The following is a 25,040-nucleotide window of genomic DNA, read 5'->3' on the forward strand; positions in this document are numbered from 1 at the left end:
GCGGCGATCGCTTGATTGTAAGGGCCCACGGGTGCCGGTGCTTTGTCAGTACGAATAATTTTGCGCGTCATAGATGTCACTTTTTGGGATTCTTGTTGATAAATTTCCGGTTTGTAAAATTCTCCATCGGGCATGATGGTAGCAGTGAAGTCTGCATCCTTGATGTTCATACCATAAGTCTGTGCTTCAGTCAAATCTGCTCTTTTAAGCTTGGCTTTCTCCAGATTTGCTCGCATCAAATTAGCTCTTTGAAGACCTGTTCTCTCTAAATTTGCACCCCGCAAACAAGCGTTTCTTAGATTTACTTGTATCAATTCGGCTCCAGCTAAATCTGCTTCTGCTAGATTGATACCAGACAAGTCATATTTAGACAAATTCACACCGCGCAGCTTTGCTCCCTGAAGATTAGTATCTTTGATTGTTAAGGCAGTTATATCTGCCCGACTTAAGTCTGCTTCAGTCAAGTTTGCTTGAGTCAGGTTTGCACTGTTAAGTTTAGCTCTACTCAAACACACTTCAATCAAGGATGCTTCAGTGAAGTTTGCACCAGTTAGTTGGGCATCACTTAAGTTTGCTTCCTTCAAGTTGGCATTACTAAAATTAGCATAATTTAAATTAGCCTTACTGAAGTCAGCACCGCACAAATCTGCATCAGTGAAATTTGCAGAAGAAGCTGCTACTAACCCCTTCAAAGTTGCACCTGTCAGAGATGCCTTGGTGAGGTTTGTACTATTAAGCGTTGCTCCGGTTAGGTTCGCCTCATTCAACTCTGCTGCTGTCAAGTTTGCAGAGCTTAAATCTATCCCACTCAAGTCTGCACCTTTGAGGTCTACACCTCTGAGCATAGCCGACTTAAAATTCCGTTCGCCTTTAGCGTATTCTTCTAAAAGTTCTTCAGCATCCATAAATCACCGATCGCCCTTTCGCTACACCCCACTTTCCCAGCCTACCACCAAAACCGAAAGCGCGATCTAAATCTGCGTTAATCTGCGTCAATCCATCTTCATCTGCGGTTAACAAATTCCCTTTTTGCAACCGCAGATATAGGCAGATAAACACAGATTAACGCAGATAAATTAGACATTATCTGCGTTAATCCGCGTTAATCCATTTTCATCTGCGGTTAACAAATTCGCATTTTTCAACCGCAGAGAAACCCAGATAAACACATTACACACCAACCGGAGCACCAACAACCTCACCTTTCAACATCCGAGAAGCAGCATCAAGCAATTGCTCCTCCAAATAAGGCTTAGTGAAATAGCCTTTCGCGCCCAAACTGTAAGCCATTTGGCGGTGTCTGTCAGCACCGCGAGAAGTTAGCATCGCGATCGGCAATTCACACAAAACCGCATCCTTCTGCATCCGAGAAAGTAGTTCCAAACCATCCATTCTCGGCATCTCAATATCGCAGAAAACGATATCGCAAGGCAGACCAGATTTCATCTTTTCCCAAGCTTCCTTACCGTCGCGAGCTTCTTCCACACGATAGCCAGACTTCTCAAAAGTAATCGACAACAGCGATCGCACCGTAATTGAGTCATCCACAATCAGCACAGTCGGCTCAGTCTTCTCGATTTCCGCCTCCTTAGTAGCCTTCTCGCTCTCATCCCAAAGCGTACCGCCAGTGTCCTTCCGCAGCCTTCCGGTAGCCAAATCGATCAGTTCCAGAACGTCCGCAATGGCCACGATCCGACCGTCTCCGAGCACCGTAGCACCCGCAATCCCGATCGGCTTCGGCACCGGCCCCTCCAACGGTTTGATCACAATTTCCTGTTCCGTCGAAACCTGATCCACCTGCACCGCCAAGAAATTGCCAGCAGACCGCAGCACGATCACCGAAATCATGTCATCGTCAGTATTAAACCCGTAAACACTGCCCCGACCCAAATGGCGGCTGTAAGCCAGCAAATCCCGCAGCGGCCGGAACGGCAAGCTTTGACCCCGCCACTCAATGCAAGGCAAACCGTCCGCCCCCGTCGTCACCTGATCGCGAGGCACATCGATCATATCCTCCACCCCATCCATCGGGAAAGCAATGCGAGCGCGATCGCTAATGCAAGTCAGAGCCTTAGAAATGCTCAACACCAGAGGTAAACGGATGGTAAACACAGTCCCCTTGCCGATGGTTGAATCGATCGACACAGTACCGCGAATCTCCTGCAAGGAAGTCTGCACCACATTCATACCGACCCCCCGGCCGGCGTACTCCGTCGCCTGTTCCTGAGTGCTGAAACCGGGCATAAACAGCAAATCGTAAACTTCCGAGCGAGACATCCTCTGAGCCTGAGCCGCAGTCAGCATACCCTGCTTAATCGCCTTCGCCTTCACCCTTTGCGGGTCAATTCCCGCCCCGTCGTCAGAAACCGAAACCACGGTTTGGTTTCCTTGGTGGAAAGCGCGAATCGTAATCCTGCCGACAGCAGGCTTCCCAGCCGCCAGACGCACCTCCGGCGGTTCGATCCCGTGAGTAATGGCATTGTTCACCAAATGAGTCATCGGGTCATAAAGCTGATCCACAATCATCTTGTCGATCAAAATTTCCTTACCCTCAACCTGCAACTGAGCCTGCTTGCCGCACTTAATCGCAATTTCCCGCACCGCCCGGAACAGCCTGTCCGTCGTCTCCGCAAACGGCTTCATCCGGGCGCGAGTCAAACCTTCTTGCAGTTGAGTCGTGACTTGCCGCAGTTGGCGAGTCACCTGATCCGCCTCATCCACCAAAAACTCAATGTCCGCCGCCGACTCCCGCACCCGCACGATCAGCTCGATAATCTCCTGAGCCAAACTGTGGAAAGGAGTAAACCTGTCCATTTCCTCTGGTCTCCAGGCACTTTCCCGCGTGTGGGCCGAATCCTCAGAGCGCCAGGCCGATCGGTGTCCCTGACGGTTTGCCAGCAAAGCAATCTCCAAAAGACTCCGCTCGTAGAAATCCTGAGTCCGCTGGCTCACATCGCTCAGCAGGGCCACCTGGTGCAGCAAATTGTCCAAAAACTGCCGCATCCGTTCTTGGTCTTGCTCCAAACTGTTGCGGTTTACCACCAGTTCCCCCATCAAATTGCTGAGGTTATCCAGTTGCTTGATCGGCACCCGCATCGTTTGGTCGCCGAACCCGCCCGCGCGCATATTGCGCCTGGGTCTGTTGATCGCCGACGGCCCCATATTGCCTTCCCCTTGGCGGCCGCTGTCCTTGGGATCTTCGAGCAGTTTTTCCAAATCGCCAAATTCGTCGTCGCTCTCATCGGCAGCAGCGCGCGGAGCTTTACTGGCAGTTGTCGCCGGTGCAGGAATTTCCGGCATAGTTGCGCTCTCGCTGAGGAGCTCTTCGAGATCCGAGAAAACTTCTGTATTTACCGGACTCTGATTTGTGCTCCCAGAAGCTGCTATGACAGCTCCAGCACCCCCTGCAATTAACAGTGCTTCTAAATCGTCAAAATTGCCTTCGGCATCCTCATCGCCTGATTCGCCCTCGGCAAAAAAGTCTGCCAGCGACCCTTCTTCCAACTCCGAGGAATCGGCCTCGCCCGATTCGTCCTCAGCGTCCCAAAAGCCCGTCGTCAGTTCCGAAGTCACCAGAACCTCAGCATCGATCGAATCCAACAAATCATCAAAACCCTCCAACTCTTCGCTGTTGAGAGTAGCCCCGTTTTCCATCGCCGAGAGCAAGTCAGCATCGCCATCAAACATACCATCAAGAGATTCGGCAGGCAGCGGCTCTAAATCGGCACTTAAAAAATCCGTTTCCAGGGCATCAAACAAATCATCTTCGCCCTCCGACTCCCCGGCGCCATCTGTTTCGGCTCGATCGAACAAATCCGCACCCACCTCGTCGAACAAACCTTCGGGAGGCTGGGCAGACAATTCTTCCTCGTCATGAGCCGCGCCCTCATCTGGCGCCGCTACAGCATCTGGCTGCTGCACCATGCCTTCGGCAAACATATCCTCCAAAAAGTCGAAAACTGCGCCCTCATCAGACTCGACACTTGAAATTTCCGACTCAGGACGATCGTCGGACAAAGCCCCAAGTTCAACCTCTGCTGAATTTGCCAAGCCTCGGTCGGAAACAGCCGCACCATTGTTCTCGAACAAACTCCCCAAGTCGCCCTCATCAACTCCCACATCCGCACTCAGCAATTCTGAATCCCCATCATTGGGCCAACCCCCGCGGGCTTGCCCCGAAGCTTCTCCGTCATACTCGGTACCCGTAGGTACAGAACCGAACAGCTCAGCCAAATCCGCCGCTTCTCGGGAAGTAGCCGCTCCTTGCCGATCCCGCACAGTCTGTTCATCCTCAGAAATCGAACCCGAGGTCATATCCCCAAACAGCGCATCTAAATCCGTATCGTCCAGCTCCAGGTTGAGCGATTGCACAGACTCGTCTTCCAGGCCGAAAGCATCTTCTAGCCAGTTTTCATCCGCAGAGATATCTAAATCAGAATTTGATGTCATGTTAAGAACGTTGCCCATTTCCTCATTTTGTGGGATGCCCGCAGCTTGATCTCGATCGCCCCCGTTCTCCCCACCTTCGTCTTCTGAAGAAAGGAAATTAGAAGTAATCCCCAACAGCTCGCTCAAATCCGAGTCCTCGCCAACCTCAGAGAACAAGTCGAAATCATCCATTTCAGGGAGAGCAGACGCTTCGGCATCCGCTGAATCATTATTGCCCCCCCCTGCTGCAGGCTCCTTCGATCCTGCGTCGAAACCCTCCGATTTCAGGGAGTACTCCGAAGAGACTGTTGGCACACCCGTTGCCTCAGATAAGCCTAAATCGCCGAACAAGTTATCGAAATCAGCATTGTCCGTACCACCAGCAGAAGTTTGGGCAGCCACTTCGTCCAAAAGCGTACCGAGAGCATCTTCCTCCGCTTGTCCCCTGCCAGGGGCAACCGTGTCCTCTCGCCGCTCCAAACCCCCCTTACCGTTACCCGTTTTAAGTTGTTTGCGAGTTAACCGCTGGCTCGAACCGCCATTTTTCTGACCTGCAGCTACTGCCGATCCCTCTGCCTCTTCTCCAAACAGCAAATCCTCCCCAAACAAACTCGTCAGGTCATCAATCGGAGGCTTTGTGTTCGTTTCGGAAGTTTCCGCATCGTATTCGTCAAACAACAAATCAGTAAAATCGCCGGAATTGTCATCATCGTCTGACCCCAGCATTCCCGCCGCCGATATCCCAGAAGACTGTGCGTAGTCGAGGTCTTCTTCTTCTTCCCAAGCGCCGTCGAGTTCCGGGGACTCGCCGTCAAACAAGTCAGCTAAAGTGTTGAGTTCTGCCGCGCCCACTTCCGGGCCAGTGCGGGTCGAGCCTCTAAAAGCACCCGTCTCCATATCCGAGTCTGCGAAGGCGGAATCCTCGTCGAACTGGACGGATCGAATGCCACTGTCTTCGTTGCTGTCGCCACTGTCGAGTTGGTCGAACAGCTCGTCTATACTCAGCCCAGAAATAGTCGGCAGCAACTTGTTCAATCCATCCGCGGCATCGCCCGATCCCACCAGATCCCACGCCTCATCCTCAACCGAAACCACATTTGTCCCGGATTTACTCGGTTGAGCGAAGGCCAGCAAATCTTCAAAATCCGTTTCTGGAACCAAAACAGCCGGCTGCAGCGCCAGAAGTTTTGCGCTTGGTGCGATCGAGGATTCTAGACCCGAAATTACCAGTTCTTGCGCTTGTTTGATGTCTTTGATTACCGTTGGGGCTAAGGTACGGTAGCTATTTTCTGGGTTGGCGATCGCCTTTGATACAGTTTTGATCAATTCTATCCAGCAGGGCAGTTCAAATTCTTCCCCTGCCCTGAGCAAATTCCGACAAATATTCTTGAGTTGTCGCCTGCTTTCTGGCCCCTCGGGCTGTTTGAACTCTTGCAGGAGTTCCCGCATCCTCGCCGGCACGTCTGAGTCAAATACTAGCTGCAGCGCGCTGTCTTCTGTTGCTCTGGCATCAGGTGCGTAAACTGACCGCGAATCCGGAATACTCCTTGATGAGGCAAACGCCCCGACTCCCATCCCCGCCATAACTGGTTCGGGTACTGACATCGCGTAGCTCTCGTCTGCATGGTGTTCTCCGTGTCCAACGAGTCCCCCCAAGTGCCCGTTAAGCTCTTCAAATACTGGTTCTAATTCTCGAACCATCTGTTCTCCCAATTCTTCTGTCAGTCCAAATGGCCCTGACAGTTGCTCTAACAGCCCTTGCAAGGTGTCAAAAATTCGCAGAAACAGGGACTCTAGCTGTTGGTCTACTTTAACGCTGCACTCTTTTAAAACTTTAAAACTATCTTCTAGTCGGTGAGCTGTTTGCTGAATGCTCGTCAGCCCCAGCATTGCTGCTCCTCCTTTGACAGAGTGAGCGGCCCTAAATACTTCGTTGACCAGTTCTGGGTCTTCGATCGTGGTTTGCAGATTCAGCAACCCTTGTTCGATCGTATTGAGGTGGTCTTTGGCCTCCTCAATAAAGTAGCCCATTATCCTCTGTTGTTGCTCCGGTAGCATAGTTTTATTCCTGATTTTAAGCGTTATTGTATTGGGTCTATGTTAGTAGTTCTAGAGAAGCTCTCTGTATATCTCGCCCCTTGCCAAGAGAATAATCTGACTGCGAGATATGGCAAATGTCCTGGCTATTTTTGCTTTCGATATGCCCTCACTTAAAAGATAGCGAATCTGCTGCACTTGTTCTGGTTTGAGTTTGCGGTTAGGACATATCTTGCCTGGAACGAAAGGAAAGCGGTTTTTTTCTATAGCATCGCGGGAGTTATCGGCGGGGGTTCCTTCCCACAAATGGTCGGGATTGATACAACCGCGATCGTCGCAACTGTGGCACGCAAAATAACCGGGTTTTACAGGTCTTCCCAGTTTGTGTTCCAGTACAAGTCTGTGGGGATAGAAACTTTGATTTTTCCCGTTAATCTTAATAGTTTTCACCGAGTAACCATCACTTCTTTTAGCCAACGTACAAATCATGCAGCCATTCGGCTGTATTTCAGCCCGAATGCCGGGAATTATTTCTATCCCTCGCACTTGTTTTTGAGGTTGAGGAGCCGATGTACTTCCTACATCTTTAATCCGTCCTTTCTTAAACCTATCTTGAGAATTTTTAAGTCTAGAACCTTCCCATAAATGGTTGGGATTGATGCAGTTGCGGACATCGCAAGTGTGGCAAGCAAAGTATTCCGCTCTAATCGGACGACCTAAAACATTTTTTAATACTAAACGGTGGACAGTAAACGTTTTCCCTTCACCGTTAATCAGAAGTCTTTTGGTGGCATAGCCCCTGGTGTTTTTTGAGATGGTACAGATAATACAGCCCGTCGGCTGAATCTCACCAAATATGCCAGGAATTACTTCTACTATGTTGTCGTCCATCTGTGCAACTCCTACTTCCTTTAGGTGTTGAATTAGCAGCCCCGCAGCGGTTTTAAGACTGCGAGGTTGCTTTTTGTATGCCATTCTTGCCACACAAAGGTAATTGTAAATCATGCCGCAAAACAAGCATTAGACAATTGATTATTGTCTTTCTGCTGTTTCTACTCGGAATCTTTCTACCGATGTCAAAAGGTCGCGAGCAACGCCCACCAAATTTTGCAAAGCACCAGAAACTCGCTGCGCTTCTTGGGACGTTTCTTGAGCAGTTAATTCGACAGCCTGCATCACACTGGCGACCGCGCGAGCTGTTTCGTTTTGCTCTACAGTGTCGGCAGTAATCGATCGCACTAACACGTCAATTCGGTTAGTTACTTGAATAATATCTTCAAGCGATCGCTTCGCCTGTTCTGCCAATTTTGTCCCCTCAATAACCTGCTGCGTCCCTTCTTCCATCGCCGTCATTACCGCGCCGGTTTCGCTTTGAATTTGCATCACTATCTGTTCGATTTCTTTCAAAGACTTAGCCGATCGGTCTGCCAATTGTCGCACCTCGTCTGCCACGATCGCAAAACCCCTGCCCGCTTCCCCAGCTCTCGCCGCCTCAATACTGGCGTTGAGGGCCAACAAGTTCGTCCGGGAGGCGATCGTCGCAATTAAAGCCACAATCTTAGAAATTTCTTGAGAAGCTTCCGCCAACCGCTTGACTTTTCTAGTGGTTTCTGCTACCGTCTCTCGGATTTCTAAAATCCCGGCCACCGTCCGCTCCACAGCTTCGCCCCCTTTCAGAGCCGTTGCCGCCGCGCCCCTGGCCACTTCTTCCGCCTCTCTAGCGCTCTCTGCGACCCGCTGAATCGCGTCGGTGAGGACTTGCACCGAATTGAGCGTTGCCGCCAGTTCCTCAGCTTGCCGCAGCGCGTCGGAAGACAAATCGCCCGCAAACTTAGCACTATCTGTAGCGCCTTTGCTGACCTCCCGAGCCGCCTGCTTCACCTGATGGACAATTTCGCGCAGATTTTGAATTGTCAAGTTAAACGAGTCAGCCACAGCACCCAAAACGTCTGCGGTCACTTCCGCAGTCACCGTCAAGTCGCCCCGGGCAGCTCCTTCCACGTCGTCTAGCAAGCGAATCACTTGGCGCTGCAAGTCTTCTTTTGCCTGTTCCTGCTCGTCAGACTTGCGCCTGGTATCGCTAATCGTGGTTTGGATGACCTTCGCCATGTGGTTGAATTTAGCAGCCATTTTGCCAAATTCATCTTCCGAGTAAACCGTAGCGCGAGCATCCAAAGTTCCTTGAGATACGGCATCGAACTGAGCTTGCAAATTATCCGAGGACTTGCGTACCTGCTTGGCGATCAACTGGCCGATGCCCCAAGAAGTTAAAAAGCTGGTAAAGCCTGCGGCTGCGGTCATTACCCAGCCTGTTTGGCGCAGGTAAACGATCGCCTCCGGTTTGTCTTGCCGCAGAGCTTGATAGGAGGCAATGTTGGTGACGAAAGCCACAGCTACCAGAGAAACCAGTCCCGCCCCGATTGCCGTGTACAACTGTTTTGTAAACAAAGGGGCATTTTCCAAGAAAGCCAGTCCCCCCTGTTCTACCGTTACCGAAGTATCGAGCGCTTCTGTTTCGGTGGGAGAAAAAGTCGGCACAGACGCATCAGCCGGGCCGCTTATGCTAAATATTTCGTCATCCCGAATTGCTGAGCCATCGCTGTTGTCAAAGTCCAGGCTGCTGCCGGTCGTCCCCATCATTCCGCTGGTCGAGTTGCCGAAATTGGTGTTACCTCTAGTCAGGATCGAACTCGTGGCATCTTCTGAGATATCAAAGTCCGGCAAATTGCCCAAATCGTCAAACTCGTCAAATTCGTCTAAAAAGTCGCTGTGTTCTTGACCGTTCCCTGCTTTTGACGACCAGCCACTGTTGTTCTTGTCGGACGCGCCGAAAGCTGTCGCTTGTTCGTTTTCGTCGAAAGAGAAAGAATCGCTAAAAGCGTCGTCTTCAAAAGCATCTAACTCGAAGTTGTCTCTAGAGCTAAATGCCGGGGGTTCCGAGTCGCTGTAACCGTTGCTGTTGGCGGATGCTGGATCGACTGAATTAAACTGTCCCCGGCTCGACCTTTGACTTTGAGAGTTGGGGACAGCACCTCCCATCAACAGCGTTTCGTCTTCCGCCAGCGAATAGTTTGACGAGTAGTCCGAACCGTTATTCGGCTGTTTGTTTTGAGGTCGAGAAGACCCAAAACCCGACGAGGGCATCGCCTCGGCAAACGGGTCTTCCTCTTCTGCCAGAGGTGCGTTATGACCGTAATTTTGGCCGCTCTGGGGCGGGGATTGGTAGTCGTAGTCGGAGTTATCGTCGAATTCGTCCGGCAAATCGAGCCCAGCAAAAGGTTCGCCAAAATTGTCCGAGGGATCGATGGGGGAGTCTAGTTGGTTTGAGTCGAAGGAATTCCCGGTTTCTGAAGAGGCAAAACTTTGACCGTTGAGCATCTGAGTCGGAGCTTCGGAAAACGAATCTCCTGAGTAAGGTGGGCTTTTCCCAGACGCTTTGCTGCTAGACACCTCAGCAGCATCAAACCCTCCATCATCTAAGGCAAAAGGGTCTCCAAAGCCCGAGTCGGCAAACTCGTCTATGTCGTCTAGCGAGTCGGAGGTCTCAGCATAAGCTGCCATTCCGCCGCTGTCGCCACCAAACGGGTTAGAATGTGAGGCTAAATCTGGGACTGAGCCTGCGCGATCGTCATCTTCTGCTTCCCACCCCAAGCCACTCATGCCTAAGTCGGCCAAGTCCTCGTTTTCCATGTCGTCTGGGGATTGACTTGTATAGGAAAGGGATTGTGAATTTCCTTGGAAAAGTCCCAAATCCGGGTCTTCTAACCCTTCATCAAGAGATAAGTCTGGGTAGAATTCTAATTCAGTTTCAGCAGACAAAGCCTCGAAATTTTCCGTTTGCAGTTCTCCAGATAAGAATTGGTCTGTGTAGGTAATTCCGTTGTGAGCGTGTTCCACCAAACTCGGGTCGTCACTCAGGCCTAGCACAACCGTGTACTGTTCCCGCGCCACCTCATACTGTTGCAGTCCGTAGCAGTAAATGTGTCCGCACAGCAGGCGAGCGCTGGGGTCTTCGGGAAAATCTTCTACTAATTGATAAACTAGGGCTGCGGCTTCTGAATAATTGCCATCCATGTAGGCCGCTTCTGCCCGTTGGTAGTCCTGCTGAAAGTTGGTACTTGTTGCCATTTGCCGCCCTCTTTGGATTTTAGATTTGAGATTTTAGATTTTAGATTTTTATCTTGAATTGAATGTTTAGATGCGCGCCTCAAGTTGTGTGACTGTTGATGGTTAGACCCCAATCGAAAATCGCAAATCGCAAATCTAAAATCGATTTCACGCTGCCCACCGCGCCGAGCGCAGAATTTTCACTTGATCTAGCAGTCGGAGCACTTTCTGAGCTTGTGCACCTAACATCCATTCTCCCCTCAGAAATGGAATCATGCCGTCTGGTGCATTGTTCTGAGAGTGCAGTTGCTCTACGTCGAGCCAGTCCATCCCCACAATTCGATCGACTGCCAGCCCCAAAATCGTGTCTTGGTCTTCCACAGCTACGATCGGGATTTCGGGTCTATCTGTGTTCAGAGGTGTTTGATCTCCCAGAAATTGGCCGAGGTCTGCCACCCAAATTACTCGTCCTCTCATATTTAGCGTACCTAAAAGCAAAGAGGAAACGTTGGGGATCGGTGTCATGCGGTCTGGGGAAGGGGATAGTACCTCTCTAATCCCTGTCGCTGGCAGTGCGAACTCGTTCCCCGAAGGAACGTAGAACCGCAGGTGCAGCTCGCCTTCGGGAGTTTCTAGTTCTTGGAATTCCGGAGCCGGATCTACGCCTAGTCCTGGTAATATAAAGTCTGGGCTACCGCTAATCATAATTCTGACACCTGCATTTCTAGCAAATTGTTGAGGTTTCCCGCCAAGAATAACCCGATCGAAACTTCGATGGTCGAAACTTGACACAGCCAAGCTTGACACAGCCAAGGGGTGAATGGCGCGACGGCCGGAGGTCCTTGGCAATAAATTTGCCACTTTGTAAAACTTACCTAAACTTATCTAAAGCCATCTTTAGAGCATCCGAGTTTACTTCCTACGCTGTTGGGTAGTCGGCTATCCCAAGATCACTAGGCTATCCCCCGACCGCCGAGGGTTCCCAGTTCAAAATATTAACGCTGGCATTGAAATCGCGATCTATAGATCTACCACAAGCAGGACAATCATAAGTCCCAAAACCCAGTGGCATATCTTTTTTGCTGCCACAATTCGAGCAAGTTTTAGAACTAGGAAACCATTGGTCTACCAGCACTAAATTCGCTCCATACATAAGGCATTTGTAATCGAGTTGACGCTTGAACTCGTAAAAGCCCAGGTCGGATATCGCCCCCGCCAGCCTGTGATTTGCCATCATGCCTTTTATATTCAAGTCTTGTATTTTGATGAGCTTGAAATTCAGGGCTAAGTAAGTTGTTAACTTGTGCAGGAAATCTTTACGAATACAAGCTATTTGCGCGTGAAGTCGCCTGATTTTGTTGTAAGTTTTACGCTGGTTATTGGAACCTTTTACCTGTCTTGAAGCTTGACGTTGTAAAGTTGCAAGTTTGGTTTTCGCTTGCTTCAACGGTTTTGGTGCGTCAAAAACTTGCTGGTTTGACAGCATGGCAAAAGATTTAATACCTACATCGATTCCTACAGAGCTTTTGGGCTGTTGAACTGGTAAACGTTCTGCATCAACACAGAATGAAATAAACCAGCGACTTCCTTCTTTTGAGATAGTAAAAGTTTGAGACACGTAACCGCATTCTAGTGGCTCGTGAAGACGACACGTTCCCAAGATAGGAATCTTAATTGTGTTGCCAGCACTTAGTAGAACTTTCCCATTGGATGAATCCACCCTCAAAGATTGACCGTTTCGGCGACTGGCAAACTTCGGATGACCTGCTTTCTCAGAACGATATCGACTAAACGCATCTTTCAAGTCAATTAATGCGTTTTGGTAGACGCGGCTAGACAACTGGTTCATCCAAGCAAATTCAGGCTGTTTCTTGACGTGGTTGGTGAGAACTTTTTTAACTTCGTCGATCGCCATCGAGTCCGAAAGCTTGCCCTCACTATACATTTGAGTCCGCAAGCTTAACCAGAAATTGAAGACGACCCGCCTAAATCCTGCGTGTTTTGCCATCAAGGTCGCTTCGTTGTTATTCAATTTTAGCGCTCGTTTGACGGCAAACATAGTTAAGCTTACCTAGAGTTGCGGTTTTGCTCAATTATAGACAAGTTTAGAAAACTATTTGGCCATTTAGTCTAACTCTGTGCATCAGTTTTTCGGAGCGGCTGCAAGTGGAGAACAAGTATATTATATTTGCACTTTGAGCGTGTTAGACCCACTTTGGCCTAGAAATTGAACAGAGTTTTACCGACGCCCTTATGCCAGCGCGCGGATTAATACATTCTAGTTTATGGTGCGATCGCCAATAGTACCCCCAGCTTTCTCTTTGTGGCGGCCGAGACTCTATCTAACCGCAGGTACAAAAAAGCTCCCATCTGGGCATGGGTGCGAAATTTATTTTTCTTCTAATTGGTCTTCTAGCGAGCGGTCTAATAATTTTTCCGAGAGATTGAGCCGAGGGTAGCCCGGACCCACATATTTTTCTACCAGCATCAATAATTCGCTTTCACCAAAAGGTTTGGTGTAAAAGTCTGTAGCTCCGGCCATGCGGGCTTTAACGCGATCGATAAATCCGTCGATACCCGTCAGCATCACGATCGGCGTCTGCCGGAAAGCGCTAGAACTACGCAGCATAGCGCAAATTTCGTACCCGTCGAGTTCCGGCATGGCGATGTCACACAGAATTAAATCTGGTTTGAGTTGAAACACCAAACTCAATGCTTGGAGGGGATTGCCGATCGTAGTAGCTTCGTAACCGTGTTCATTTAAAATTGACTCAACTGTTTTGCGAATAGTATTGTCGTCGTCAATACAGACAACTCTCGGAACTTTGGTTTCTGGGGACGACCATTCTTTTTTATTGTTGGCCGGGGCAACAGAGGGTTCGTAAAATACTTGCACTAATCCCTGCTGCACAAAGGGGTAAATCGCCTTAGCGACAGTGAGTACGTCTCGGTTGAGGTAGCGCGCCATTTGGCGGATCGAAGTGTGCCCGTCGGCCCAGCGTCTGAGAGTATTAAAGGTATTGACAGGAAGCGCGACTCGCAGCTCGGAGGGGTCTGAAATCACCGGGCATTGGTTGGGCGACTGAATGTGAGGGTGAAACTGCTTCCACTGCTGCACCTGTTTGACAATCTTGGCCAGCAGCGAGCTAATTTCTAAGCTGGTCAGTTGAGGAGCCAAAGCTGGGCCCATTTCAAAAGTGAAGGAACCCTGGTGGAGACTCAGCAAGTCAAATAGGGTTTCGTGGATCATGCTCTGGATGATGTTGCGGCCTTGAGCTGGGGTGAGGATGTGGTTTTCTAGCAGGGCCCATAGGTAGCCGTATTCTGGGGCATTGGTAGATGCCATATAGGGAACTTGGATTTTGTCGAGGGCGGTATCTGCTTTGTAGCGGCGCAGGTAGTCGCGCAAGCGAAACAAACTGCCCGCACTCTGGGTAGCGTAAATAATCTGACCGTTGAAGCAGAAGACATACCAGGATTGTCCTGCAAGAGAGCGCGAGGTAGGTTGAGTACCCGTGCTGCTGCCGGTGGAGGTGTAGGCCTCTACGAACAGTTCTCCGGTTCGCTGACCTAACTCAATCAATTGCAGGATGCTGCGGATGTCTATTTCACTCAAATTTCCCTGCATGCAGCTAAAGTGTCCTCCTTAAAACCGTTGGCGTCTGAGCTCGGAAAGACTGTGTGCTGGCGAAAAGATTGACTTTAGTTTCCGTCAATAATTTACGCGCTGATGCCAATCTCACAATTGGGAATTGACGAAAGGGCGATACTTGCTGCTGCTCCTCGGTCGAGCTACCAGTCCACAAGCTGAAACCGCGAAACTCGCGGCATTCTCTAAGTGTAGAGTTTCACCTTAGTATTCCCACTATTGCCTAAACTCGTAGAATCCATATCGCACGATGGCACGGGTTCTTCGAGTGTGCAACGCTGGCATTCCCGACTGGTTCAAGTCTTCGATAGCCAAAGTTTTGAAGTTTTTGGCTGAGTATGCCGTCAGTTTATCCAACACATCTTGGCGTAGGGCAACTTCAAAATACCGAGGATTCTCTGGTTTTACCGCTGCTCCAGCAGCAAGTGCCAATCAAGCCCCAATGGGAACTTGAGGCTAGTCTGTTGGGTTGGATGAGTTGCGATCGAGGTTTTTTTGGGTTTGCCACAGCCCTAAAATTAGGTGCTGTCAAAATGAACCTTTGTTGGCAATTGTCAGGAAAACCCTCAGTGCCGATCGACCTTTTTGCTCGCCCGCGGCGAGCGTCGTAGGCTCGCGTCATTACCTTATTCTAAGGCAGCGCGGTTCAAATCCCTAGTCCGCCGGAGCAAGGCCCCAGCTTGGGGGCTGCAACGGCTTCGAACGCGATCGACCCATAACGAAAGAGTTGTAAAATCAATACAAAGTTTTGGATCGAAACGCCAGAGGCAAGCCCTAGGCTAACGACATGGGGAGTTAGACCTGGGGATCGGTCGGTAGGGACTTTTAAGTCTCGTGACTTTTAAGTCTCGTGAAACGATTGTGTTGCTAAAACCAGAGTGGTATAATTGGCAGAGAGCGATTCGCCAGAGTAAGAATAACTTTCAACCCATTGAAATATCCTAGACGGCGAGCAACCCCGGCAACGCACTAATCCGATTAATTCGGATTAGTTAAAGGGCAAATAATTGCAGCATAGGTCACGTTCAACCTTAAAAATATGAAGGACTCAGCAAGTCTGCGCTCCGGGAGAAGTAAAGTTCTTTGAGTGAGTAGAGCGATATTTGAACGTCCCATTGTCGTCTAGAAGGTGGGCAAGAATCCTCCGGCTTTAGACGTGGGGAGGTTCAAGGACTGACCTTTTTCAGGTTTGGGCTATGGCAGTCTCCGCAGTGAGAGCTACTCTTTAATCAAGCGGCATTGGTACTGCTCTCTCATTCCTCCAGACAACTGGCGGCGGCGGTACTTTCTAGAAGTTCTCCCGTGAGAACGTGCTATGCGTGAGTGCTGCTAAAGTTAGAAAAAAATGCTATCCCCCGATTGGGCAAACGATACCAAAAAGTAAGACTTAATTGGCAAAAAGTTATCCTTACTTGCCTATACTTGTTTACTTTAGGTAAGTTGACTAAAGATCGCACGCAGTGCTATGTTTAGTCAAGAACCTTTGGCTTAAGGGGGATAGCCTACTTATCTTGGGATTAGCCGTCTACCCAACAGCGTAGGAAGTAAACACCACTTATCTTTTAGGCCTTTAAGTAACTTAAAGTAAGTTGGGATAGGTTTTACGAAGCAGAGGACTATTAGTGTGCTGTATCTAGCGGAAGTACAAAAACAGAGAAGCGGCTTTGGTCTCGGTGGCGGTAAGGCTGAACTGAAACTGCTAGCTTGTCAGCGGGGCGAACATAACTGGAGCGCCGTACCAGGCGATGACGCGATCCCAGTTGAGGAAGCTAATAAGTTTAACGACGGCACGCTGGTGCTGGTTGAGTTGAGCGCTAGCAAGCAAGTGCAGCGGATTCAGGAGGCGGCCCGCCAGTTGGTGAGCATTCTGCAAAATTTCTCGCGATTGCAGGACAAGTTTAAAGATAAGGAAGAGGAAATTGAACAGTGGAAGGCTTCTCTGACGTTTTCGAGTCAGGAACTCAATCGCCGGGAAATGGAAATGCAAGCCCGCGAAGAGCAGTTGGCTCAAATGGAAGAGGAGTTGGAGCGACTGGAGGCTCAGCGCTCAGAAATTGAAAATACTCGAGATGAAGCTAACCGACTGCGAGAAGAAGTCGATCGCAGTCGTGTGGAAATTGAGACCGCTTGGGAACAGTTGCGGGGCGAGCAGCAACGGGTGGCCCAGCAGCAATCTGAGGTTCCGCAGGGGGCAGTAGTTGATGAGCAGCAGACTCAGAGGATTCAGGAGTTGATGCAGAAGCTGGGAGGGGCAATTGCTTCTGCCCAAGGTGTGCGGGAACAACTGAATCAGTCTTTTAGTGCCGTGGGCGCTCAACAGGCAATTCTGGATCAGCACTGGCAGCAGTTGGAGCAAAAACAAAGCATAGCTCAACAGCAACAAGAAGAGGTCGATCGACAAAATCAGAGCCTCCAAAACCGCTGGCAAGAGTGGTACCAATCTCAAGATGCTTTGGCCGGGGCTCGGGCGGAGCTTAAAGGGCAGCAAAGTACCCTCAGCGCGAAGCAGGACCAGGCTCAGTCAATGTCTTTGCAGGTGCGGGCTGTTGAGGATCTTTACCAGCAAGTTTCCAGGCTCGCATCTGCTTCGGGTGCTGGCGGTACGGAGCAAAAAGTAGATGTGTCAGCTTTGGAGAAGATGCCTGTTGATGAGTTACAGGGGCTGGTGCAACACCTGCAACACGATTTGGAAAAGGTGTTCCGGTTTGTTAACGATCAAGAGGAGGAGTTGAGTCTGCAGCGGGAGACAATCGAGGAGCTGCAAGGGAAAATTCAAGCTGCTAGCGAGTACGATCGCATGGCTTTGGAAAATGAAATGGCAGATGAACTCGAAAGTTATCAGATGTTAAACGAAACTCTGGTGGGACAGCGCCTCCGGTTGCAGGAACGGGAAGATGTTTTAAAGCAGCATCAGGCGGTGCTGTGGCGGCGGTTGGGTACTGGTAATGCTCCCAAACAAGAGCGAGGAGATATTGATTTGGGACCGATTGTCGCACAGCTCAATACTCAGCGGCAGCAGCAAAGCCAAGAATTGCAAAGACTGGAAAACGAAATTCAGCAGGTGCGGGAAGCATTATCCCAAATTGAGGCAAATGTCAACCGCCAAAATGGGGAAAGTGAGGCGAAACGCTACGAACTCAAGCAGTTAGAGCAGAATTTGTTCAACCAGAAAGGTGCAGTGGCGCAACTCTGGGGCAGGGTGAATGTTTATCAAGAAATGTTGCAGCCGGTGCAGGACAACTTGACTGCGCTACGCCAAAAGCTCGAAGCGGCGGCGGGGGAACTCGATCGCGTGCAGGAGACAGGAGAGGAGCAAGATCGGGTAGTTTCTGAGTTGCGACAAGTCCTTTCGGGTTTGATAACAGCTTAAAATTTAATATCTAAAATTATCGAAGGGTGTTCGACTCGACCGATCGCTCCTCCAGGAAATGGATCGGTTTGCGATCGGTTGGGCGCTACGATTAAGCTGGTTAGTTTTTCTACGCTTTCAAAACTGGGCGCCGAGGACAATATTTGTTGCAGTAGTCGCCGCATTGCCCGTCGCTGCAATGCCAGGGGTGCTTCTCGCAAAATCGGGCGGTTTAACTTGACGGGAAGTTGAAAATTCACCTGCGCGCTGTCTCCAATTGGAGACATTGCTCGCTGTAGCAAGTCGCTGGCTGCAAGTTCGAGATATTCTACGTCAGCGCGGAGGAGTTCGGCTGTTTGAGCTAGCGCTTGTTGGGCTTTTGGATTGAAATGAGTTTCCAAATAAGGCAATAATTCCGATCGAATGCGGTTGCGCGTGTATTGCAAGTCTTGATTTGTGGAATCTTCCCAAATTGGTAGTTTTTGCTCTTGACAAAATTGACCTGTTTGCGAGCGAGTTATTTCGAGCAAGGGACGAACTAAATAGATTTTATATTTTCGATTTTGGATTTTCGATTGGGAATTTTCATCCTGATTTTCCAATTTAAAATCGGCAGATATTTGGGAGTTGGGATTTTCGCCGGAATTCCCCAATCTAAAATCGGCAATCGGCAATCGAAAATCGAGCAGGGGTCGTGTCCAGGTGAGGGCAGAAAGTCCATCGGCGCCACTGCCGCGAATCAGGTTGTAGAGGAGTGTTTCGGCGCGATCGCTGGCTGTGTGGCCTGTAACAATGTAGGGGTAGTTGTGGGCGATCGCAATTTCGGTTAAAGCTTGATATCGCCACTGTCTGGCCGCTGCTTCTGTTTTGGGGATGTCCGAGGCTGTTTCCAAATAGTAGGATATTCCCCAGTTTTTAGCTAATTGTTCTACATGATTGGCCGACGCTTGCGAGTCAGAACGCCAACGATGATCGCAGTGAACAATTGCTAGGTTCCACCCCCATTTTTGCTGCAAATCTAGCAGTAATTTAATTAAACACAGAGAATCTTGTCCGCCGGATACTGCTACTAGCAAGCGCTGATTCGATGGCAATATTTGTCGGTACAGCAGCGTCCTGTGAACTTGAGCGTGCAGGTGCGTCCAATTGGAAGATTCAGCCATGAGACCAGTTTTTCATTAAGCAAAAAGCAGGAAGTTAGAAAACGAGCAGTGTACGGGATTTAACCGATGGATTTTGAGCAAAGAAGGGGAAGCATCCCCCTCTCCCAATCTCTCAGCCTTTGCCTTTCTAGCTCCACATTCCTATACTTTGGGGGTCGCGGTCTGGATACCTAGAAATAGGAAAATTATTACTTATTTCTGTTGAGTCACATTGCTTTAATGGCTCATCTATATCGGTTTCATTTGAGCTATCTACGGCGTAGTTTTGTACGGTGTCCGATCTGTCGGCCGCGGCAGGAAGGGCTTTTTGTTCTTTGATTTCAGATTCAAGCGGAATGAACTCCAGACGCATTCTAAGTTTTCCTTTTGTCCAGTCTTTGCCAGCACTTAATAGCTCGCAATCCAGACCGTCTGAAAATAATTTTTCGTCTACCAATTTCGCCTGCATAATTGCCATAAATTCGCTGACTTTGAATGTACATTGATACATCAAAGCACTGGTAGGGGCAGATACAACATCGTCTTCTTGGGGAAATATTGGCGATTCGTCCATATTAATTGTCCTTATTTTAATGAATGAAGGAAGTTCGGCAACAGATTTTGTAACGGATGCAACGGATGTCAGGAAGACCCAAGTTAGAAGAAGGAAGAAGGGTCTTCGGCGAACATTATCGGATAAAAAAGGGAAGAAGGAAGATGGAGTTAATTATTAGAATCTCGCTGGTTGAGTAAGGTGGGAATTGCCCACCCTACAACCGGAGATGATATTAATCCCGATTCTTTGACTTATCCTGTTCTTCTGTGGCCTCTTGGTGGATCGGGAATTAGAAAAACCAACCGTAGGAATGCAAACCTTTGCCTAACAAATTAACGCCTAGATAGCAAATCCAAACTACCACAAAACCTGTGGCTGCTAAAATTGCTGGGCGTCTTCCCTGCCAGCCGCGAGTAATGCGGGCATGCAGGTAGGCAGCAAATACCAACCAAGTAATTAGCGCCCAAGTTTCTTTCGGGTCCCAACTCCAGTACGATCCCCAAGCTTCGTTAGCCCAAACCGCACCGGCAATAATGCCAACTGTCAGTAAGGGGAATCCTAAACCGATGATGCGATAGCTAATGTTATCAAGAGTTTCTGCTAGATTCAATCGCTGGGGCGAGAGAAGTTCTGCGGTTTGAGTTGGGGCGGTTGATGCGGTTTGAACGGTGGCTAATTCAAGGACTGCGGTCGTGGCCGAACCGTTATTGTTGGAGTTGAAAGAGGGTTCGCTGAAAACTAATGCGCTGTCGGCGCTGGTTTCTGCATTTTGAGGTTCGGGGTTTTGAGGGCGTTGGAGGCGGTAGTTGCTGTTGCGGTTGCTGTTGGTGCCGAAGGAACTACCGGTGAGTTCGATTTTTTGGCCGCGGGTGACGATTAAAAAGGCGATCGCCAGTAGCGCTCCTACCATTAAAGTTGAGTAACTGAGCATCATGACGCTAACGTGCATCATCAGCCAGTTGGATTTGAGGGCCGGTACTAGGGGCTCTGCCGATTGCATGGCGGCGGGCAGAGTCAGGGCTGCAAAGGCGGATATTGCCATTGCTACGGGGGATGTGGCTACTCCTACTAAGCGGGAACGACTCATGTTTTCCGCGACTAGGTGGATGGCGGTGATTCCCCAAACTAGGAAAAATAGGGATTCGTAGAGATTGCTTAAGGGGAAGTAGCCGGCTTCTATCCATCGAGAACCGAGTAAAGCGGCGATGGATAAGTTGGCGACGGCCATTCCTGCGGTTCCTAGGGCCCCCAGGTAGGGAATGCCGGGGAATGCTGCGCCAACCCAGTAAATGAGCATTGTGGAGAACAAAACGGCAAAGGAGATGTTGTCCAGCCAGTTCTGGAGTACGACCAGATCCATAAAAATTACTCCGGTAGTGTTTTTACTTATTTTTGCTAACTAGATCGATCGTACTGGGGTTGGGCAGTTTTGGGTTTGGGATTTTGAATTTTTGTGGCAATTATGAGTGGTTAGCGGTTGTTGAGGTGCGAGTGGGCGATCGACTCACCAAGGATTGCCAATCATTCTAAAAGCAGACCAATAATAAGGATGAGAGAAATTTTGACTCGTCGTGTTTGCCAATTCCGGGGGTAACGGCAGATTGCCAATAGAAGTGTGCAGCATCCCCCCTTCAATTCGCACCTCTTGACGCAACATCGCTAATTGCGCTTGCCGCAGTGCTTCTGCTTTAATCGGAGCAGTTTTTAACTGGCCGTAAAACTCCGTCATCAACCCCAAACTGCCCTCGTCGCTGACATACCAAAGAGTCGCCATAGCCGATTTAACCCCGGCTTGCACGGCTAACCCGCCAAAACCCAACTCGGCCTCTCGATCGCCCACCGCAGTCTTGCAAGCACTCAAAACTAACATTTCAACTTGCGGGCTGTGCCAATTCATTTGCCGCAACTGATCCAAACGCAGTTTAGTATCCCACAACTGAATAAAGGATTCGCTCGGATCTCCAGATCGAAATTCGGCGTGAGTAGCCAAGTGAATCATCCCAAAAGGCTGCTGCTGGCGCTGCGATTTCAAATTGGCCAGGGTGAAAGCTTCATTCAAGAAAGACTTACCCGGCCACTGCTGCGGCGTGATTGTCGATACTTCTATTTCCACAGCAGGTAAAGGACTCATATCTGGAAATTGCGACGCCCCCATTGCCAGAACTTGGGTATTTTTGAAATTGGCGGGGCTGGTATCGGTCAAACTCAGACTCGGCATCGATCCAACACTGTAACGCTCTACCAGAAAGCCTTTGCCGTCGTGCAGGGCACCCATCGGTATCGATCGCAACCCCATATCTGAGATAAAAGATAAATTCTCAATGCCTTTGGCTTGCAGTTCTGCTTCCAGCGGCGCTACCATCCACTGGTAGAGTTGCTTAGCCAAGGGCAAATAACTTTTAGTGTTGCGCTTTACCGGATTAGTCAGTTCATCGCGAAATTTCCGAACAGCTTCCATTACCTCGGCGCGAGAGGTTCCAGGGACGCGCTGGCGAACGGGCACACCTTCCGGCGCGATCACAATCATTTCCAGTTCGTCAGAGGCTTGAATTTGCTGTTCTACGCGCAAGATGGAGGAACTGCTGTAAGGCCGATCGACTGTAGAACCCCTGGGTACAAAGCTGATATAAATGAGAGCTGGTTTGATGCCTGTGGCTTGTTGGACACTGCGAAGGGTATTTTGGGCATCTTCTAGGGTGGCGATCGCATTTGTTGATGGCAAATTTAGGTAATCGGCAAACTCCCTGGTAAATCTCTCCTCCACGGGAAAAATAACGGCTTCGACGTTAGTTGGCAAATTGGAAGCGTCAAGATTCCCAGACGCGGGAGGTGAAATGCGCTGTTGCAAGGAATTAGATATCTGGTTTTGCTCTTGCAGGCTGGGCGAAAATAAACGATTTGTGCTGGGTGGCTGGTTTGCTGCGAGCTCCGGTGTCGGTATCGGTGCGAGATTTATCGGCGCAGCAACAGGCGCAACCACTGGATTTTGAGTAACAGTTGGTGCTGGTGGCACATTTGAGACTGGCGCTGGATTTTGAGTAATGGTCGGTGCGGGTGGCACATTTGAGACTGGCGCTGGATTTTGAGTAATGGTCGGTGCGGGTGGCACATTTGAGACTGGTGCTGGATTTTGAGTAACAGTTGGTGCTGGTGGCAAATTTGAGACTGGTGCTGGATTTTGAGTAATGGTCGGTGCTGGTGGCAAATTTGAGACTGGTGCTGGCGCGGGCGCGGGCGCTGGTGCTGGTGCTGGCGCTGGTGCTGGCGCTGGTGCTGGTTCAGGTGCTGGTGCTGGTTCAGGTGCTGGTGCTGGTGCTGGTGCTGGTGCTGGTGCTGGCGCGGGCGCTGGTGCTGGTGATGGTGATGGTTCAGGTGCTGGCGCGGGCGCTGGCGCTGGTGATGGTTCAGGTGCTGGCGCTGGTTCAGGTGCTGGCGCTGGTTCAGGTGCTGGCGCTGGCGCTGGCGCTGGTTCAGGTGCTGGCGCTGGTGCTGGAGTTGGTAGGGAGGCTTGTGGGGGAGTCGGCGCTGGTGCTGGCGCGGGCGCTGGTGCTGGCGCTGGTGCTGGCGCTGGCGCGGGCGCTGGTGCTGGCGCTGGTGCTGGCGCTGGTGCTGGCGCTGGCGCTGGCGCTGGTGTCGGTGCTGGCGCTGGCGCTGGCGCTGGCGCTGGCGCTGGTGTCGGTGCTGGTGCTGGCGCAGGTGCTGGTGCTGGCGCAGGTGCTGGCGCAGGTGCTGGCGCAGGTGCTGGTGCTGGCGCAGGTGCTGGCGCAGGTGCTGGCGCAGGTGCTGGTGCTGGTGTTGGTGTCGGTGCTGGCGATACTGAAGAAGCCGTAATGTTAATTTGGGTCGGCTGTACTATCTGAGGGTCCGGGCTGAAATAACTTCCCTGTGTAATCACATTTTCCTTCTTTGGACCGCCGGTGGCAATGCTGCCAGCAGTACCGTTGAGTCTGTTATAGTCTGGCCCGACGGCGAAAGGAGTGTTCGAGGCTTCGCCACCGTGGCGAATGGTGATATCTCCACCATTGGCGCTACCAGTCGTGGATGCGGAAATGCTGCAAGCTTGCGACAAGCAGTTGTTATCGTTTGTGAAAGTGCCTGTAGCTCGGAAATTACCGCCGGCTGTAATGTCAATCTCTCCTCCGCCTGTTCGGCCTTCGGTGTTGATATGGGTTACTTCGATATCGTTGCGGGCGTTGAGAGTGACTGCGCCTCCTTGTTTTTCTTCGGAGTTGGCGTCTATGAACCCTGTTTGAATGCTGCTTGAGGGTGCTGCAATACTAACGTCTCCGGCGTTGCTGGTTTTGTCGATCGACCCTGCGTTGATATTGCCTGTTTCTACTTTTCCTGTACGGCTGGTGACGGTGATGTTGCCGCCTGCGGTGGTGTCGGAGTGGGAGTCGAGATCCGCAGTGCTAATGTCTCCACTAGCTTCTAGGGCGATTGGGCCACCTTGGGAAGTTGTCAGGTTTCCGCTGACTCCAATGCTGTTGGCTGCTTGAATGTCGATCGCCCGAGCGTTTCCATCTTTTAGTGCAACGTCCCCCGCCGCTACGGCTCGGTTAGACGCCGTGAGTACCACTTCACCGCTGGCATTGACGCTGATGCCTGTGGCGTTTGTTTCACCGATGCCTGTGAGCAGTTCGGGCAAGGATGCGATCGAGAATGTCGAAGCTGTGCTGGATGTTTCTGTGCTGCTGGTCGCTGAGAGCGGCTCGATTTCCAAACTCAGCAAATTGCCTCGCTGGCTGACGCGCACTAAATTTGTCCCGGAGACTGATGCTACGGTAATTTGACCGTCTGGGGCAGAAAGGCTGCCTGTGCTGACAACGGTACCGCCGAGCAAGGTTAAGTTCTGTCCTGACTTGACTGCTAAGTCTGCCGTGCTGATAATTGCCCCTGCCCGATCGGCCCCAAAAGAAAAGGAATTGGGCGCGCCTGTCAGAGATGTGTAAGTGCTACTACCGACAGCGTTAAACGAGTTAGAACCAAATCCAATAGCGGTGGCGGTGGTTGCGGTGAAAGAAGCCGGCACGTTTAAGCTGGCACTGTTGCCAAATATGATGCCGGATGGATTCATTAGAAACAAGTTAGAATTGCCGCCGGTTACTTGAATTAAGCCGTTAATAATCGAGGGGTTGCCGCCGCCTATGCCCGCTAAAATGTTGCGAATGTTGGGGTTTGATATAAAGTTGGCAATCTGATTTTCCGACAAGCCGAATTCTGTAAAGCTGTGGAAGAGATTTTGTCGATCGCTCGATAATTGTCCGCCTTCAATATCGAAGCGAGTTTGCTGCCCAGGAGTTCCGTTTTGGGCTGCCGGAGTGACGGTAGTGCCCGTTGCCTCCGCCGCTGGAACAATTGTTTGAGCTTCGGCTTTTGCTTGCAAAAAGTAAAGGTTTATTAAGATAATTGGCAGAGAAACTGCCAGTTTGCTTATTCTTTTTTTGGACAGCAATTTTGCCTTTATTTGAATATTTTTGGCGGTTTCCATAGGTTTTTAAAGGTAAAATATATACACAAAAATTAGGTAAAGAAACCTAGTTTCTCTGAAAAATTGGAGTTAAAGGCTGTATATTTATGAAGCTACCGGGTTTCGGACTGCAAGTGCGTTCCAGACTGACTTTCCCGACTCACTGAGGAAAATTTCCCTGTAAAATTTGCCTCTGCATTTGCAATTCCCCGAGCGTATCTTCTCCCCAATCTAAATATAACTCGCAATGCCTAGAAGCTGTATCTTCCGGATGACATATAAAAAAAGCTGGCTTTCCTAGA

At 50.2% G+C, this 25,040-nt stretch carries 14 protein-coding genes; 2 read left to right on the forward strand and 12 right to left on the reverse strand.

Annotated elements, in window-relative coordinates:
• From QUA45_RS13645 to QUA45_RS13680, 8 genes are all read right to left on the reverse strand, one after another.
• Positions 1-905: pentapeptide repeat-containing protein (locus QUA45_RS13645; RefSeq protein WP_333221080.1), on the reverse strand; the 905-nt coding region annotated here is incomplete at its 3' end.
• On the reverse strand, positions 895-1,020 hold the full coding sequence (locus tag QUA45_RS13650) for a hypothetical protein (RefSeq protein WP_333221082.1): 126 nt from the start codon (positions 1,018-1,020) through the stop codon (positions 895-897). The genes QUA45_RS13650 and QUA45_RS13645, both read right to left, overlap by 11 nt.
• Positions 1,021-1,170: 150 nt before the next feature.
• Entirely contained in the window at positions 1,171-6,486 is a 5,316-nt protein-coding gene (locus QUA45_RS13655) for a response regulator (protein WP_445305311.1), read from the reverse strand.
• A 51-nt stretch (positions 6,487-6,537) separates the two neighbouring features.
• On the reverse strand, positions 6,538-7,440 hold the full coding sequence (locus tag QUA45_RS13660) for an HNH endonuclease (RefSeq protein ID WP_333221085.1): 903 nt from the start codon (positions 7,438-7,440) through the stop codon (positions 6,538-6,540).
• Between the two features lie 57 nt (positions 7,441-7,497).
• Positions 7,498-10,593 (reverse strand): methyl-accepting chemotaxis protein, encoded by a 3,096-nt coding sequence (locus QUA45_RS13665; RefSeq protein ID WP_333221087.1) that lies wholly within the window; start codon positions 10,591-10,593, stop codon positions 7,498-7,500.
• A 147-nt stretch (positions 10,594-10,740) separates the two neighbouring features.
• A complete protein-coding gene (locus QUA45_RS13670; protein WP_190661936.1) occupies positions 10,741-11,274 on the reverse strand; it encodes a chemotaxis protein CheW in 534 nt (177 codons plus the stop codon).
• Between the two features lie 256 nt (positions 11,275-11,530).
• On the reverse strand, positions 11,531-12,631 hold the full coding sequence (locus QUA45_RS13675; protein WP_333221089.1) for a transposase: 1,101 nt from the start codon (positions 12,629-12,631) through the stop codon (positions 11,531-11,533).
• A 330-nt stretch (positions 12,632-12,961) separates the two neighbouring features.
• The gene (locus QUA45_RS13680) at positions 12,962-14,200 is read right to left on the reverse strand and encodes a response regulator (protein WP_333066407.1); all 1,239 of its coding nucleotides are present in this window, start codon (positions 14,198-14,200) and stop codon (positions 12,962-12,964) included.
• Between the two features lie 359 nt (positions 14,201-14,559).
• Here QUA45_RS13680 and QUA45_RS13685 point away from each other — a divergent pair, with 359 nt between their 5' ends.
• Complete coding sequence (locus QUA45_RS13685; protein ID WP_333097412.1) at positions 14,560-14,832, forward strand: hypothetical protein; 273 nt, start codon at positions 14,560-14,562, stop codon at positions 14,830-14,832.
• Between the two features lie 1,013 nt (positions 14,833-15,845).
• Positions 15,846-17,591 carry a pilus motility taxis protein HmpF gene (gene hmpF / locus QUA45_RS13690; RefSeq protein ID WP_333221091.1) on the forward strand — a complete coding sequence of 582 codons (1,746 nt, stop codon included), beginning with the start codon at positions 15,846-15,848 and terminating at the stop codon, positions 17,589-17,591.
• On the opposite strand, the gene tilS is transcribed toward hmpF, so the two are convergent.
• From tilS to QUA45_RS13710, 4 genes are all read right to left on the reverse strand, one after another.
• The gene (gene tilS, locus QUA45_RS13695) at positions 17,588-18,733 is read right to left on the reverse strand and encodes a tRNA lysidine(34) synthetase TilS (protein ID WP_333097415.1); all 1,146 of its coding nucleotides are present in this window, start codon (positions 18,731-18,733) and stop codon (positions 17,588-17,590) included. The two genes, hmpF and tilS, sit on opposite strands and share 4 nt — an antisense overlap.
• A gap of 127 nt (positions 18,734-18,860) precedes the next feature.
• Positions 18,861-19,286, reverse strand: coding sequence for a KGK domain-containing protein (locus QUA45_RS13700; RefSeq protein ID WP_333097416.1), 426 nt, complete (start codon positions 19,284-19,286; stop codon positions 18,861-18,863).
• 271 nt (positions 19,287-19,557) lie between these two features.
• Positions 19,558-20,628, reverse strand: a complete 1,071-nt coding sequence (gene ccsB, locus QUA45_RS13705) for a c-type cytochrome biogenesis protein CcsB (protein ID WP_333097417.1) — start codon at positions 20,626-20,628, stop codon at positions 19,558-19,560.
• 144 nt (positions 20,629-20,772) lie between these two features.
• Complete coding sequence (locus QUA45_RS13710; protein WP_333221093.1) at positions 20,773-24,759, reverse strand: CHAT domain-containing protein; 3,987 nt, start codon at positions 24,757-24,759, stop codon at positions 20,773-20,775.
• Positions 24,760-25,040 lie beyond the last annotated feature (281 nt).

Origin of the sequence: Microcoleus sp. Pol12A5, from assembly GCF_036701435.1 — a bacterium.
In the GTDB taxonomy this organism is placed as follows: domain Bacteria; phylum Cyanobacteriota; class Cyanobacteriia; order Cyanobacteriales; family Microcoleaceae; genus Microcoleus.

Excerpts from the sequence above, each read along its gene's own strand:
- QUA45_RS13655 (WP_445305311.1), bottom strand. The coding sequence starts at position 6,486 with ATGCTACCGGAGCAACAACAGAGGATAATGGGCTACTTTATTGAGGAG.
- ccsB (WP_333097417.1), bottom strand. The coding sequence starts at position 20,628 with ATGGATCTGGTCGTACTCCAGAACTGGCTGGACAACATCTCCTTTGCC.
- QUA45_RS13685 (WP_333097412.1), top strand. The coding sequence starts at position 14,560 with ATGCCGTCAGTTTATCCAACACATCTTGGCGTAGGGCAACTTCAAAAT.
- tilS (WP_333097415.1), bottom strand. The coding sequence starts at position 18,733 with ATGGCTGAATCTTCCAATTGGACGCACCTGCACGCTCAAGTTCACAGG.
- QUA45_RS13700 (WP_333097416.1), bottom strand. The coding sequence starts at position 19,286 with ATGGACGAATCGCCAATATTTCCCCAAGAAGACGATGTTGTATCTGCC.
- QUA45_RS13675 (WP_333221089.1), bottom strand. The coding sequence starts at position 12,631 with ATGTTTGCCGTCAAACGAGCGCTAAAATTGAATAACAACGAAGCGACC.
- QUA45_RS13710 (WP_333221093.1), bottom strand. The coding sequence starts at position 24,759 with ATGGAAACCGCCAAAAATATTCAAATAAAGGCAAAATTGCTGTCCAAA.
- QUA45_RS13680 (WP_333066407.1), bottom strand. The coding sequence starts at position 14,200 with ATGCAGGGAAATTTGAGTGAAATAGACATCCGCAGCATCCTGCAATTG.
- QUA45_RS13660 (WP_333221085.1), bottom strand. The coding sequence starts at position 7,440 with ATGGCATACAAAAAGCAACCTCGCAGTCTTAAAACCGCTGCGGGGCTG.
- QUA45_RS13665 (WP_333221087.1), bottom strand. The coding sequence starts at position 10,593 with ATGGCAACAAGTACCAACTTTCAGCAGGACTACCAACGGGCAGAAGCG.